This window comes from Alkalilimnicola sp. S0819 (assembly GCF_009295635.1).
Classification (GTDB): domain Bacteria; phylum Pseudomonadota; class Gammaproteobacteria; order Nitrococcales; family WHIW01; genus S0819.
In genome coordinates, this window is sequence record NZ_WHIW01000005.1 from 130,045 (window position 1) to 143,005 (window position 12,961).

Genomic DNA, 12,961 nt, shown 5'->3' on the forward strand with positions numbered 1-12,961 from the left:
CTTTCTTCGCTTCGAGCGCGGAGCGCTTATTCGACGCTCAGGCTCTCCTTGAGGATCTTCGGCGTGACGAACACCAGCAGCTCGCTGCGGGCATCGATGTCGTTGGTGGAGCGGAACAGATAGCCCACCGCCGGCAGTTCGCCGAAGAAGGGCACCCGGGTGGTGTCCTTGCGGTTGGTGCGCTCGTAGACACCGCCCAGCACCACGGTCTCACCGTTGTCCACCAGCACCTGGGTGGTGACCGACTGGGTGTTGATGGCCGGGCCGGCAAGGGTGGTTTCGCCTACGCTGTCCTTGCTCACCTCCAGATCCAGCAGCACCCGGTCGTCCGGAGTGATTTGCGGGGTCACGGTCAGCCCCAGCACGGCTTTCTTGAAGGACACGCTGGTGTTGCCGGCGGAGCTGGCTTCCAGATAGGGGATTTCCACGCCCTGCTCGATGGTGGCGGATTTCTTGTCGGCGGTGATCACCCGCGGACTGGAGACGATGTCACCGCGGTTCTCGGCCTCCATGGCGGATAGCTCCAGCTGCAGCAGCCAGCTGCCGATCCGGCCGATGGCCAGGCCGATGTTGCCCGCGCCCACCACGGGCAGGTCCACCATCAGCGGATCTCCGACGTTGCCTGCGGGGAAGCCGCGGCGGCCGCCGATGCCGTAGTCGGGGTCGGAGCCGGTGTTGCCGGTAGTGTCCGAGCCGGAGACGCCGAAGCGCACGCCCAGGTCCTTGCTGAAATCATCGCTGGCGATGACGATGCGCGACTCGATCAGCACCTGCTTGACCGGGATGTCCAGCTCCGTAACCAGTGCGCGGATGGCGCTCAGGTTCTCGGCGGATTCGCGCAGGATCAGGGTGTTGGTGCGTGGGTCGACGATCAGGCTGCCGCGTTCGCTGATCAGGCCGGCTTCGCCGGATTGCAGCAGGGTGGCGATGTCCTGGGCCTTGGCATAGCTGACCTGGAGCAGTTCCGAGCGCAGCGGGGCCAGTTCCTTGACCTGCTGGCGGGACTCCAGCTCCAGACGTTCTCGGGCGGCAATTTCCTCGGCCGGCGCGATCAACATCACGTTGCCGTTCTGGCGCTTGTCCAGCCCGCGGGTGCGCAGGATGATGTCCAGCGCCTGGTCCCAGGGGACATTCTGCAGCCGCAGGGTGATATTGCCGGTAACGCTGTCGCTCACCACCAGGTTCAGCCCGGTGAAATCCGCCAGCAGCTGCAGCACGGAGCGCACTTCGATGTCCTGGAAGTTCAGCGACAGGCGCTCGCCGGTGTAGTGGGTTTCTTCCCGCTCGCGCTGGGCCTGCTCCTCGGCGGTGAGCGGCTGCACCTCGATGACGAAGGTGTCACCGGTCTGGTAGGCGAGCTGCTCGTAATCGCCGCTGGCGCTTACCGTGATGCGCGCGTGGCGGCCGCTCTGGCGGGCATCCACCGTCTCCACCGGGGTGGCGAAGTCGGTGACGTCCAGGCGACGGGCCAGGCGATCGGGCAGGGTGCTGTTTCGCACCTCGGCGATGATCTGGCCGCCTTCCTCGCGCAGGTCCACCGAGGCGTTGGGGTCGCTCAGGCTGAGTATGATCCGGGCGGTGCCCTCGGCGGTGCGGCGGAAGTCCAGAGCCTTCAGGCTGGCACCGTCGCCGCTCGTCCGAGCGGCCGTTCGGGAGCTGCCGCCGCTGGCCGCGGCGGAGGTGCTGGCCGCGGCGTTGTCCAGCAACACATGGATCCGGTTGCCGTCTACGCGGGTCTCGTAACCCACCAGTTGGGCGAGCTTGATTACCACGCGGGTGCGGCCGCCGGCCGCGGCCGTGGTGACGCTCTCCACGTTGCCGGCGCCGATGTCCATTGTGGGATCGCTCAGGCGGTTCTCGGTATCCAATAAATCCAGTGCGATGCGGGCCGGGTCCTCGATGGTGAAGCTGCGCGGCTGATCCGTCGGGTTCTCCAGGCTCAGGGTAAGCTGGACCCGGTTGCCCGGCAGGGTGGAGAAGTCGATATCGGTGAGCGCGTTCTGGGCGGCCGCGCTCTGACTGCCCAGCAGCAGCATGGCGGCCAGTGCGAACAGCCTCTTGGCGAACCGGTGCTTCGCGCGAGCAATACGAGTGGATTGTTTTATTGTCATCTTGTGGGCTCCCACCAAAATCATTCCTTAACCGCCAGTGAGGCTTCGCGCTCCATCCAGCCGCCACGGCCGTTCGGAACCAGCTCGACCAGTGAGGCTTTCTGGTCGCTCAGGGCAACGATGCGGCCGTGGTTCTGGCCCATGTGATTGCCCGGTTGTACCCGATGGATGGTGCCGCCGGGGTCGCGAATCAGACCCCAGAGCATGCCGTCTTGCTGCAGGGTGCCCACCATGCGCAGGGCATCCAGCGGGAACTCTTCCAGCACCTCACGCGGGCGCGAGGGGTCCGGTCGCGGACCGCTGGTATCGGCCACGGCCGGTCCGTCCGCCGCTTCGCCGAAGCGCAGCTCGGCGAAGGGGTTGCGCAGGTCCGCGGTGCGTTCCGGATAGGTGTAGGACTCGAAGGGCGGCATCTCCGGTACCGGCTCTATGGGTGCCGCGGGCCGCTGCTTTATGCGGGCGATTTCGCCCTGCAGATCGGACATGTCCTGGCTGCAGCCGGCCAGCCCCACAAGGCTTGCGGAAAGTATCAGTGCCGCCAGAGGGCGCGCGTTCAAGCGTTTCATTTCGCGTCTCCCTCCTCGACGTACCAGTAGGTCTTGGCGGTCAGGTTCATCACCAATTGCTCACCCGCCGGGGCGATGTCGATGTCGTGCAGGGTGACGATGCGCGGCAGGTTGGCCACGCCGCTGACGAAGCGGCCGAACTCGTGGTAGTCACCCCGTACGCTGATCTGCACAGGCAGTTCGGCATAGAATTCCTGGAGGCGCTCCCCGCTGGGGCGGAACAGGTCGAATTCCAGACCGCTGGCGAGGCCCGTCTGGGAGATGTCCACCAGCAGCTTGGAAACTTCCGCTCGGCTGGGCAGCTGGCGCAGCATGTCGCCGAAGGAGCGGCGCATGTCGGCGAGCTGCTGCTCGTAGGCTTCCAGGTTGGCGGCGCGCTTTTGCTTGAAGGCCAGGGTTTGCAGCAGTTCCTTCTCCTCGGCGGCCACCTTCTTCAGATCGTCCTGCTGATGCTGCCAGTCGAACCACCAGCCGGCCACCACCACTGCGACGAAAGCCAGCACCAGCAGCACGGCCTTGGCGGGCCAGGGCCAGCTGCCGATGTTGTTGAAATCCAGTTCGTTGATCTTGTTCAGGTCCATCAGCGGGCCTCCTCGTCGTCAGGCACCGACTGTCGCACCTGCAGGTCGAAGCTGCTGATGCGCGTCTGGCCCTGCTCGCTGACCTGAATCACGTTCAGCTTCGGGTCGCTGAACCAGTCCGAGCTGTCCAGGTTCTCCATGTAGCGGGAGATGCGGGCGTTGGATTCGGCGCGACCGGCGATGGCCAGCTGGACGCCCGATTGCTTGAGGCTGCTGAGGTGCAGACCTTCGGGCAAGGTGGTGCTGAGTTCCTCGAAAAGATGCACCACCCCGCTGCGGCCGGCTTGCAGCTTCTGAATGACTTCCATGCGTGAGATCAGCTGGCGCTTGGTTTTTTCCAGATCCTGGATCTTCGCGATGCGCGCATCCAGGGCGGTGATTTCCTGTTGCACCAGCCGATTGCGTGCCTTCTGAAAGTCGACGCGGTCGGCGAAGTACATATGGCCGCCGAACCAGGTGGCGGCCCCCAGGACCAGCGCACCGACCAGGATGGCGATGAATTCCTGCTGGCGCTTCTTGCGCAGTGCCGCGCGCCAGGGGAGTAGGTTTATTTTTGTCATTTTAGTCGAAGCCCCTCATGGCAAGGCCGCAGGCAATCAGCAGGGCGGGCGCGTCCTCGCTGAGCATGTGCGGGCGTACGCGTGAGGACACCGGCATGTTGGCGAAAGGGTTGGCCTTGCTGGCCGGGGTTCCGGTGTAGTCCTGGATCAGCTCCGCCGCCCCGGGGATGGCCGCGCAACCGCCGGCCACCAGGACATGGTCCACGCTGGCATGCTGGCCGGAGCTGAAGAAGAACTGCAGCGACCGGGCCACCTGCTCGGCCATGGTCTCCTTGAACGGCGCCAGGACTTCGTCCTCGTAGCTGTCGGGCAGACCGCCCTGGCGTTTGGCGCGTCCGGCCTCTTCGTAGGACAGGCCGTAGCGGCGCATGATCTCCTCGGTGAGCTGGCGGCCGCCGAAGATCTGCTCGCGGGTGTAGATGATGCGCTGATTCTCCAGCACGGTCAGCGCCGTCATGGTGGCGCCTATGTCCACCACCGCCACGGTCTGATCCGCGCCGCCGGGCAGGCTCGCCGCCATCAGCGAGTAGGCGTTCTCCATGGCGTAGCTTTCCACGTCCACCACCTGCGCGCTGAGCCCGGCCGCCTGCAGCACATCCACCCGGCTCTCCACGTTCTCGCTGCGCGAGGCTACCAGCAGCACTTCCGCCTCGTCGGCGTTGCCGGCCACCGGGCCCAGCATCTGGAAGTCCAGGTTGACCTCCTCCAGCGGGTAGGGCACGTACTGATCGGCCTGCAGCTCGATCTGCGCCTCCATCTCGTCCTCGCTCAGGCTCGCCGGCATGGTGATGACCTTGCTGATGGCGGAGGAGGCGGGGACGGCGACCGCGGCGGTCTTGGCCTTGGACTGCGAGCGGCGCACCGCTGCCTTGAGGGCCTCGGAGACCGCTTCCGGGTTTTCGATGCGTTTCTCCACCACGGCATTGGGTGGCAAGGGTTCCACCGCGTAACACTCGACGCGATACCGCGCATCGGCCCGACGCAGCTCAAGTAATTTCACGGCGGTCGAACTGATGTCGATCCCGAGAAGGGGAAGGTGTTTCTTACCGAGCAAGCCCACTTATTTTTTCCTTATAGGTTTGCGGCTTTCTGAGGGGTATATGCAATATCGCATTCAAACGCAAGCACAACTTCAGGTCAAGGCGGCCAAACTGGGAACGTCGTCGACGTTGCGAGCCTTCCGGCTGTTATACTGCCGCCCTGTCGAAAACCTGCGCTGGCGCATAAAACATGAAGCGTACCCTCAACCGACTATTCCTGTTCTTCCTGGCCGCCGGTCTCGCCCTGGGGCTATTGGGCCTGGTGGGCGTCGGCGCGGCTTATTTGGTGCTGGCCCCGCAGTTGCCCTCCGTGGAAAGCCTGCGGGACGTTGAGTACCAGGTGCCTTTGCGGGTCTATACCCGGGAAGGTGATCTGATCGCCGAGTTCGGCGAGAAGAAACGCACGCCCCTGAGCTATGACGAATTGCCCCCCGATTTGGTCAATGCCTTCATCGCGGCCGAAGACGAGCGTTTCTTCGAGCACCCGGGGGTAGATTATCAAGGACTTTTGCGCGCGGTCTGGTACCTGGTTCGCACTGGGGAGAAGGGGCCGGGTGGTAGCACTATCACCATGCAGGTGGCTCGCAACTTCTTCCTCAGTCGCGAGAAAACCTACCTGCGCAAGGCCAACGAGATCCTGCTGGCTCTCAAGATCGACCGTGAGCTGAGCAAGCCTCAGATCATGGAGTTGTATCTCAACAAGATCTATCTGGGGCATCGTGCCTACGGGGTGGGCGCGGCGGCCCAGGTGTATTACGGCCAGCCGATCGCGGCGCTGGATCTTGCGCAGATGGCAATGATCGCCGGGCTGCCCAAGGCGCCGTCGAGGGACAATCCGGTGACCAACCCCGAGCGAGCGAAAGAGCGCCGGGCGTACGTTTTGCGTCGCATGCGCGAACAGGGCTTTATCGATCAGCCGACCTACGAGCAGGCGCTGGGCGCGCCGGTGACCGCTCGCACCTACGAAGAGCGCCCCGAGGTGGAGGCGCCTTATGTGGCCGAGATGGCACGCGCCGAGGTGGTGGCGCGCTTTGGCGAGGAGCGGGCCTACTCGGCGGGCTACAAGGTGTTCACCACCGTGGAAGCGGCTCGCCAGCGCGCGGCCGTGGCGGCCCTGCGCCAGGGGCTGCTGGATTACGATCGGCGCCATGGTTACCGGGGGCCGATCGAGACGTTGGAGCTCGCGGCGCTGGAAGATGAGCAGGCGCGCCTTGGGCGGCTGCGCAAGCACGCGGTGGTGGGCGGGCTGATGCCCGCGCTGGTGCTGGCTGTGGATGAGCAGGGAGCGGAGCTGCTGTTGCGCAGTGCCGAGCGTGTGCGGCTGCCGTTCGCCGCCATGAATTGGGCGAAGCCTTTCGTGAACCGTGAGGTGGTGGGGGCGGCGCCGAAGACGCCCGCCGAGGTGTTGAGTAGCGGCGATGTGGTTCGGCTGCAGGCGGTGGGTTCGGGCTGGGTGCTCGCCCAGGTTCCGCAACCGGAAGGGGCGCTGGTGGGCCTGGAGCCACAGAGCGGCGCCATACGCTCACTGGTTGGCGGCTTCGACTTCTTCGACAGCAAATTCAATCGCGCCACCCAAGCGCGGCGCCAGCCGGGTTCCAGCTTCAAGCCCTTCATTTATTCAGCAGCCTTGGCAGCGGGCATGACCCCGGCCACCGTGATCAACGACGCCCCGGTAGTGTTCGATGATCCGGCGCTGGAGGATACCTGGCGGCCCAAGAACTACAGCGGCCGTTTCTACGGCCCGACCCGTCTGCGCGAAGCGCTGGTGCGCTCGCGCAATCTGGTCTCCATCCGCGTGCTGCGCGAGATCGGTATCGCTTACGCCATCGATTATCTGCAGCGTTTCGGCTTTCCCGGGGGTAGCCTGCCGCGGGATCTTTCCCTGTCCCTGGGGAGCGCGAGTCTGACGCCGCTGGAGTTGGCTCGGGGCTATGCGGTGTTCGCCAATGGTGGTCATCAGGTCCAGCCTTATCTGGTCGAGGAGATCTACGACGATGGCGGCAAGCGGGTCTACCGCGCGCCGCTGGTGCGGCTGTGTGAAGGCTGCGAGGAGGAACCGGCGGCACTGGTCGTGCCCGTGAGCGCCGAAGGCGGTGAGGCGCTGGTGCCGCGAGAGCGGCGGGACGCGCCGCGGGTGCTGGATGCCCGCAATGTCTACTTGATGAACGATATGCTGCGGGACGTGATTCGACGCGGCACCGGGCGGCGTGCGCTGAGCCTGGGGCGGCGTGATCTGGCCGGCAAGACAGGTACCACCAACGCCCAGCAGGACGTATGGTTCACCGGCTACAACAGCGCCCTGGTGGGGGTGGTCTGGATGGGTTTCGATCAGCTCCAGCCCCTGGGGCGGGGTGAGACCGGTTCGACGGCCGCGCTCCCGGTGTGGGTGTCCTATATGGGCCAGGCACTGAAAGGCGTGCCGGAGGCGGATCCGGCTCGGCCTGCTGGCCTGGTCAGCGTGCGTATCGACCCGGAAAGCGGGCGTGCCGCGCGAGCCGAGAACCCCGGTGCGGTGTTCGAACTGTTCCGGGAAGACCGGGTACCGGAGCTGGAGCCGCCGGGCGCCGGTGCGCCGGGCAGCGGTTCGGCGGGTGGTGAGCGGCCCTTGTTCTAGCCGGTCGGGAGGCTCTGATGACCAAGCGCGGCAGCAATGCGGATGTGCGCATGCGCGAGCGCCTCGCCCAGGAGGCGGCTCGGGTGATGGCCGAGGAAGGTGTGGGAGATTTCGCCGCCGCCAAACGCAAGGCGGCGCTGCGCCTGGGGGCGCCGGATACCCGCAACCTGCCCCGAAACCAGGAGGTCCAGGCCGCGCTGATGGAGTATCAGCGGCTGTTTCAGGCCGAAAGCCAGCCGCGTCGTCTGCGCCAGCTACGTGAGGCCGCGCTGGAGGCGATGGCCTTGCTGGCGCCCTTTCGCCCGGCGCTGGTGGGTTCGGTGCTCAGCGGCACCGCCAGCGAGCACTCCGACGTGAACCTGCATCTTTTCGCGGAAACCCCCGAAGATGTGGCATTCTTCCTCATGGATCGACAGATTCCCTTCGAGACCGACGAGCGCAAGCTCCGATACGGTGTCGATCAGTGGCGGGACTGGCCGGTAATACGCTTCCTGGCCGGGGATGTGATGATCGATCTGACCATATTCGACCCGGCGGGCGGGCGCGAGCCGCCCCGCAGCCGGGTGGATGGCCGGCCCATGGAACGCGCAGGCGAAAGTGCGGTGCGGGACCTGCTGGCGGAGGCCTGAGGAGCGACAATAACGCGCCTCGACCTTCAGGGGGTGTGCGCCTATTCCAGAGCCCGGGCGGGGCTCCGCTCAGGCAGCGCACTGCTTTTCATCGCTCGGCCTCAGAATCGTGGGCCGCCGCCGACCGTACCAAGCCCAGGGCTCGCACCTATCCTCGCGGGGTGTTGTTGCCACCCTGCTCAAGCTCAGTTGCCAAGTGTTTGGCCATAAAAAAACCGGAGCGCCAGGCTCCGGTTTCCATGGGGCGCTGGAGGCGGCTTAGCGCTTGTGCACCGCCACGTAATCGCGCTTGGCGGCGCCGGTGTAGGACTGGCGGGGGCGGCCAATGCGCTGCTCCGGGTCGCTGATCATCTCTTCCCACTGGGCGATCCAGCCCGGGGTGCGGCCCAGGGCGAACAGCACCGTGAAGAACTCGGTGGGGATGCCCAGGGCGCGGTAGATGATGCCCGAGTAGAAGTCCACGTTCGGGTAGAGCTTGCGCTCCACGAAATAATCGTCCTTCAGGGCGATTTCCTCGAGCCGCATGGCCAGTTCCAGCTGCGGGTCGTCGCTCATGCCCAGTTCGTCCAGCACCTCGTGGCAGGTCTTGCGGATGATGGTGGCGCGCGGGTCGTAGTTCTTGTAGACCCGGTGGCCAAAGCCCATCAGGCGGAAGGGGTCGTTCTTGTCCTTCGCCTTGTCGATGAACCTCGGCACATTGTCGGCGCTGCCGATCTCCTCCAGCATGTTCAGCACCGCCTCGTTGGCGCCGCCGTGGGCCGGACCCCACAGCGCCGCGCAACCCGCCGCCATGGCGGCGAAGGGGTTGGTGCCGGTGCTGCCGGCCAGGCGCACAGTGGAGGTGGAGGCGTTCTGCTCGTGATCGGCGTGCAGGATCAGCAGCTGGTCCAGGGCCTTCTCGGCCACGGGGCTGATCTCGTAGTCCTCGCTGGGACGGGCGAACATCATGCGCAGCAGGTTGCCGGCGTAGCTCAGTTCGTTGCGCGGGTAAACGAAGGGCTCGCCGAGGATCTTCTTGAAGGCCGCGGCCGCGATGGTGGGCATCTTGGCGAGGATCCGGTGAGCGCACAGGCGCCGGCTTTCCGGATCGTTGATGTCGATCTGGTCATGGTAGAAGGCGGACAGGGAGCCGACCACCGCCGTGAGCATGGCCATCGGATGGGCGTCGTAATGGAAGCCGCCGAAGAAATCCTTGATGCTCTCGTTCACCATGGTGTGCCGGGTGATGGAGTCCTCGAAGCCTTCCAGCTCCCGCTTGGTGGGCAGTTCGCCGTTCATCAGCAGGTAGCTCACCTCCAGAAAGGAGCTCTGCTCGGCCAGCTGGTCGATGGGGTAGCCGCGATAGAGCAGCACGCCCTTGTCGCCGTCGATGAAGGTGATGTCGCTGCGGCAGCTGGCAGTGGAGGTGAAGCCCGGGTCGTAGGTGAAGTAGCCGAGTTCGCCGTACAGCGTCTTGATGTCGACCACGTCGGGTCCGTGGGTGCCCTCGCGAATGGGGAAGTCCACGCTCTTGCCGCTTACGTTATCGGTTATGGTGACGGTTTTCTTGGACATGCAAAGCTTCTCCTTAATTCGCCTCGCCGTGAGGGCGCTCACGGCCTGTTGCCGAAAACCTGTCCGCAATGCAACGGGCCCGGCTCGCTGACGAGCGAGTGGCAACCACGGAGTTGCCGGGCAGGCGGTCGGGAATCGGTGCCTGGGGCCTGGTTCGACCGCCATTGCGGCCGGGCGGTCCCGGGGGGGCGCTTGTGTGCGGCGCGCCATAAGGCCGCGCAGATAGTATCAATAATCCCAATACTGGAAAAGCAGATGGGCGCCAGATCGGCGGGGTTTTCGGTAACTTCTGCGAAACCATGGGGAATGTGTCGGCATTCTCGCGCCCGGTGGAGGGTATTGGGGCCGATGGGGATTGGGCGAACGCCTTCGACGGGCGGGCAGGGTGCGCGAGAGGAGTCTACGCATGCAGCGAGCACAAAAAAGGCGCCCATGTTGGGGCGCCTTTCGGGCTGGATCGTTCGCGCCTACTTGCGGCGGCTGAGGCCGCCGAACTTCTTGCGGAACTGGTCCACACGGCCGCCGGTGCTGGCGACGCGCTGCTTGCCGGTGTAGAAGGGGTGGCTGTCGCTGGAGACTTCCACCTTGACCAGCGGATATTCCTTGCCGTCTTCCCACTGGATGGTGTCCTTGGTGCGCACCGTCGAGCGGGTCTTGAAGGCGAAGTTGGAGGAGATGTCCTGGAACACCACCTCACGGTAATTCGGATGGATATCTTTCTGCATAAAGCACCTTTAATCCCAAGCCCCGGGGTCCGGGCCCGGGCACGGCCCCAAATACGAAGCCGGCAATCATAGTCGCCTCGGGTGGGGCTTGGCAAGGGAAGCGCCGATCAATTTCCATGGGTTTTGGATCAGTGTCGTGGGCGTGGTGCCTTGCTGCCTCGTGGGGCGCGTAACGGCAGTACGCGGGCGAGCGGCGGTGGCGGGGCGGGTGGGCGGCGGCCGCTGAATTGTTCCAGACGATCGAGCAGGCCGTCGCGGGCGAGGATGGATTCCCACATCATGCGCGATATGCGCAGGCAGGCCGACAGTGGCGTGGGGGCCCGGCGGCGCGCCTGATCGATCTGCCATTGCAGGCCCCGAAGCCGGCGTTGCTTGTCCGCCGGCGCTCGGGCAATGACTGCCTCGATGTGGGCGAGGCGGCGGGCCTCGAAGGCCTCGGGGTCGGTGCGGGCCAGCTGGACCCAGTCGTCGAAGCTCATGCTCCGGCGGCGCGGCTTGCCTGTCCCTGTCATCGTCTGCCCCCCCGTGTTGCCGGCGGTTGGTGATCGGTTCAGCGTGTGCTGTGCGGCCTGGATCAGCGGTGCGCCTCCACGCCTCTGGGGCGCCGAAACCGAGGCCGCCCCCCAGGGGCCGGTGACAAGCCACGGCTTTGGCCGGCGTCGCGCTGGGTCCGTACAGGCAGAGCTTGGGGCTTCCGCCGACCATTATAAGGGATGGAAGGCGCGGATGCGGTCGAGGCGGATCTGCACGTGGTAGCCTTGGCAGTCTAGGGCAAGCAGGTATTCGGCCTGCTCGCAGGTGTTGAGATTGAGCGGTGTGAGGGGTTCCACCCGGGTCTGGCCCGCGTCGGTAAGCCAGGCGGTGCGCAGGCGCAGGCCGTGGAGTATGGCCACTTCCAGTTCCGCGTGGCGCTGCGAATGGATCGGCTTGTAGTCGCTCATGACTTAAATATAAACCCGGCTGGGAATCCCTCAAGCCGCAGGAGTCATTTATGTATGCTGCACTGAAGCACATTCACCTGCTGGCGGTGGTGCTGAGCATCGCGCTTTTCCTGTTTCGCGGCGTGCTGATGCTGCTTGGCTCGCGGTTGCTGCGGGCCCGGGTGTTGCGGGTGCTGCCCCATGGGGTGGATACCGTGCTGCTGATCAGCGCCCTGGCCTTGGCTTGGCAGTTTTATCGGTGGCCGGCGGTGGGGCATGACTGGATACACGCCAAGCTCATCGCCCTGGTGTGCTACATCGTGCTGGGAACGGTGGCCCTGAAGCGTGGTCGCACGCTGCGGGGGCGGGCGCTGGCGCTGGTCGGGGCGCTGGTGGTGTTCGCCTATATCGTGATGGTGGCGCTGAGCAAGCAGGTGTGGCCGTTTTAGTCCGCTGCTTCGCTTCGCTGTAGCGCGGCTACGGTTGCCGCGGCAGGAACAGGGCCTGCAGGTCGTTTAGCCAGTTCAGGCCCTCGGTCGTGGGGCGGATATGGCCGTTTTCGATGGCCAGCCAGCCGCGGGCTCGCGCCTGCGCCAGCGGGGCGGCGAAGTCTTCGCTGGCAAGCCCCGTGCGGGCGAGCATCAGTTCGCGCGGGAAGCCCTCGGTCAGGCGCAGGGCGTTGAGCATGAATTCCAGCACTCGGTCCTCCCGTGATACTTCCCGCTCCTCCGCCAAGGCCTGCGGGCCTCCGGCGGCCTGTTGCCAGGCTCTTGGCAGCCGCAGCCGGGTGCGCCGTGTGATGCGTTCGCTGCCTGCGTCGCTGAGCTTGCCGTGGGCGCCGGCACCCACCGCCAGATAATCGCCGAACAGCCAGTAGTTGAGGTTGTGTCGGGCGCGCCGGCCGGGGCGCGCATAGGCCGAGATCTCGTAGTGCTGGTAACCGGCCTCGGCGAGCCGCGCCTGGCAGGCCTCCTGGATGGCCCAGGCCTCATCCGGGTCGGGCAGCCGGGGTGGGCGGGCTGCGAAGGCGGTGCCGGGCTCCAGGGTAAGCTGGTAATGGGAGAGGTGCTCCGGCGCCAGCGCAATGGCTTGCTCCACGTCGGCCAGCGCCTGGGCACGGTTTTGCCCGGGCAAGGCGTACATCAGGTCCAGGTTGATATTGTCGAAGCCCGCCGCGCGTGCCGCGGCCACGGCACCCAAGGCTTCCTCCGCGCCGTGGACCCGTCCCAGGGCATGCAACTGTTCGCCGTGAAAGCTCTGTACGCCGATGGATAGCCGGTTGATGCCAGCGGCGCGGAAGCCCTCGAAGCGGGCCTGCTCGAAGGCGCCGGGGTTGGCTTCCAGGGTGATTTCGGCATCGGCTGCCAGCGGGACCCGCGCCCGCAGGCCGTCCATGAAACGGGCGATGGCTTCGGCGGGGAAGAGGCTGGGGGTGCCGCCGCCGAAGAACACCGTTTCCACCGGTCGTCCTTCGGCGGAAGCCGCTTCGTAGTCCAGGTCCCGCAGCAGGGCGTCCACATAGTCGTCCGACGGCAGCTCGCCACGCAGGGCGTGGGAGTTGAAGTCGCAGTAGGGGCATTTGCGCACGCACCAAGGCAGGTGCACGTATAGCCCCAGCGGGGGTGGCTCGGTCGTGGGGGGGGTGGTCTCGCCCATGGCGG

The 12,961-nt window shown here is 65.8% G+C and carries 13 protein-coding genes; 3 read left to right on the forward strand and 10 right to left on the reverse strand.

Annotation, left to right across the window (positions count from 1 at the left end; genetic code table 11):
* Nucleotides 1–26: 26 nt before the first annotated feature.
* From pilQ to GBG68_RS06295, 5 genes are read right to left on the reverse strand one after another with little or no spacing between them, the layout of a single operon-like run.
* Nucleotides 27–2,111 (reverse strand): type IV pilus secretin PilQ, encoded by a 2,085-nt coding sequence (gene pilQ / locus GBG68_RS06275; protein ID WP_226801682.1) that lies wholly within the window; start codon nucleotides 2,109–2,111, stop codon nucleotides 27–29.
* Nucleotides 2,112–2,131: 20 nt separating this feature from the next.
* Nucleotides 2,132–2,677 (reverse strand): pilus assembly protein PilP, encoded by a 546-nt coding sequence (locus tag GBG68_RS06280; RefSeq protein WP_152146077.1) that lies wholly within the window; start codon nucleotides 2,675–2,677, stop codon nucleotides 2,132–2,134.
* Nucleotides 2,674–3,258 (reverse strand): type 4a pilus biogenesis protein PilO, encoded by a 585-nt coding sequence (locus GBG68_RS06285; RefSeq protein ID WP_152146078.1) that lies wholly within the window; start codon nucleotides 3,256–3,258, stop codon nucleotides 2,674–2,676. Before GBG68_RS06285 ends, GBG68_RS06280 begins: the two co-directional genes overlap by 4 nt.
* Nucleotides 3,258–3,818: a PilN domain-containing protein gene (locus tag GBG68_RS06290; RefSeq protein WP_152146079.1), complete on the reverse strand. Its 561-nt coding sequence runs from the start codon at nucleotides 3,816–3,818 to the stop codon at nucleotides 3,258–3,260. The genes GBG68_RS06285 and GBG68_RS06290 overlap by 1 nt, the downstream gene beginning before the upstream one ends.
* Nucleotide 3,819: 1 nt before the next feature.
* Nucleotides 3,820–4,878, reverse strand: coding sequence for a pilus assembly protein PilM (locus GBG68_RS06295; RefSeq protein WP_226801683.1), 1,059 nt, complete (start codon nucleotides 4,876–4,878; stop codon nucleotides 3,820–3,822).
* Between the two features lie 170 nt (nucleotides 4,879–5,048).
* On the opposite strand from GBG68_RS06295, the gene GBG68_RS06300 reads away from it, so the two are divergent.
* Entirely contained in the window at nucleotides 5,049–7,472 is a 2,424-nt protein-coding gene (locus GBG68_RS06300; RefSeq protein WP_152146080.1) for a penicillin-binding protein 1A, read from the forward strand.
* 17 nt (nucleotides 7,473–7,489) lie between these two features.
* Entirely contained in the window at nucleotides 7,490–8,101 is a 612-nt protein-coding gene (locus GBG68_RS06305; RefSeq protein ID WP_152146081.1) for a hypothetical protein, read from the forward strand.
* A 258-nt stretch (nucleotides 8,102–8,359) separates the two neighbouring features.
* On the opposite strand, the gene GBG68_RS06310 is transcribed toward GBG68_RS06305, so the two are convergent.
* The 4 genes from GBG68_RS06310 to GBG68_RS06325 all read right to left on the reverse strand — a co-directional run bounded on the left by GBG68_RS06310 (nucleotide 8,360) and on the right by GBG68_RS06325 (nucleotide 11,321).
* Nucleotides 8,360–9,655, reverse strand: a complete 1,296-nt coding sequence (locus GBG68_RS06310) for a citrate synthase (protein ID WP_152146082.1) — start codon at nucleotides 9,653–9,655, stop codon at nucleotides 8,360–8,362.
* Nucleotides 9,656–10,122: 467 nt separating this feature from the next.
* Nucleotides 10,123–10,380 (reverse strand): type B 50S ribosomal protein L31, encoded by a 258-nt coding sequence (locus GBG68_RS06315; RefSeq protein ID WP_152146083.1) that lies wholly within the window; start codon nucleotides 10,378–10,380, stop codon nucleotides 10,123–10,125.
* Nucleotides 10,381–10,508: 128 nt separating this feature from the next.
* Entirely contained in the window at nucleotides 10,509–10,859 is a 351-nt protein-coding gene (locus tag GBG68_RS06320) for a DUF3135 domain-containing protein (protein WP_193222242.1), read from the reverse strand.
* Between the two features lie 225 nt (nucleotides 10,860–11,084).
* Nucleotides 11,085–11,321: a transcriptional antiterminator, Rof gene (locus GBG68_RS06325; protein WP_152146085.1), complete on the reverse strand. Its 237-nt coding sequence runs from the start codon at nucleotides 11,319–11,321 to the stop codon at nucleotides 11,085–11,087.
* 50 nt (nucleotides 11,322–11,371) lie between these two features.
* Here GBG68_RS06325 and GBG68_RS06330 point away from each other — a divergent pair, with 50 nt between their 5' ends.
* Nucleotides 11,372–11,749 carry a SirB2 family protein gene (locus tag GBG68_RS06330; protein WP_152146086.1) on the forward strand — a complete coding sequence of 126 codons (378 nt, stop codon included), beginning with the start codon at nucleotides 11,372–11,374 and terminating at the stop codon, nucleotides 11,747–11,749.
* A 28-nt stretch (nucleotides 11,750–11,777) separates the two neighbouring features.
* On the opposite strand, the gene hemW is transcribed toward GBG68_RS06330, so the two are convergent.
* Nucleotides 11,778–12,956 (reverse strand): radical SAM family heme chaperone HemW, encoded by a 1,179-nt coding sequence (hemW, locus tag GBG68_RS06335; RefSeq protein ID WP_152146087.1) that lies wholly within the window; start codon nucleotides 12,954–12,956, stop codon nucleotides 11,778–11,780.
* Between the last annotated feature and the right edge of the window lie 5 nt (nucleotides 12,957–12,961).

Bases quoted from the DNA above. Each gene is read 5' to 3' on its own strand.
- GBG68_RS06330 (WP_152146086.1), top strand. From the start codon at position 11,372: ATGTATGCTGCACTGAAGCACATTCACCTGCTGGCGGTGGTGCTGAGC.
- GBG68_RS06315 (WP_152146083.1), bottom strand. From the start codon at position 10,380: ATGCAGAAAGATATCCATCCGAATTACCGTGAGGTGGTGTTCCAGGAC.
- hemW (WP_152146087.1), bottom strand. From the start codon at position 12,956: ATGGGCGAGACCACCCCCCCCACGACCGAGCCACCCCCGCTGGGGCTA.
- GBG68_RS06320 (WP_193222242.1), bottom strand. From the start codon at position 10,859: ATGAGCTTCGACGACTGGGTCCAGCTGGCCCGCACCGACCCCGAGGCC.
- GBG68_RS06310 (WP_152146082.1), bottom strand. From the start codon at position 9,655: ATGTCCAAGAAAACCGTCACCATAACCGATAACGTAAGCGGCAAGAGC.
- pilQ (WP_226801682.1), bottom strand. From the start codon at position 2,111: ATGACAATAAAACAATCCACTCGTATTGCTCGCGCGAAGCACCGGTTC.
- GBG68_RS06280 (WP_152146077.1), bottom strand. From the start codon at position 2,677: ATGAAACGCTTGAACGCGCGCCCTCTGGCGGCACTGATACTTTCCGCA.
- GBG68_RS06325 (WP_152146085.1), bottom strand. From the start codon at position 11,321: ATGAGCGACTACAAGCCGATCCATTCGCAGCGCCACGCGGAACTGGAA.
- GBG68_RS06285 (WP_152146078.1), bottom strand. From the start codon at position 3,258: ATGGACCTGAACAAGATCAACGAACTGGATTTCAACAACATCGGCAGC.
- GBG68_RS06300 (WP_152146080.1), top strand. From the start codon at position 5,049: ATGAAGCGTACCCTCAACCGACTATTCCTGTTCTTCCTGGCCGCCGGT.
- GBG68_RS06305 (WP_152146081.1), top strand. From the start codon at position 7,490: ATGACCAAGCGCGGCAGCAATGCGGATGTGCGCATGCGCGAGCGCCTC.
- GBG68_RS06290 (WP_152146079.1), bottom strand. From the start codon at position 3,818: ATGACAAAAATAAACCTACTCCCCTGGCGCGCGGCACTGCGCAAGAAG.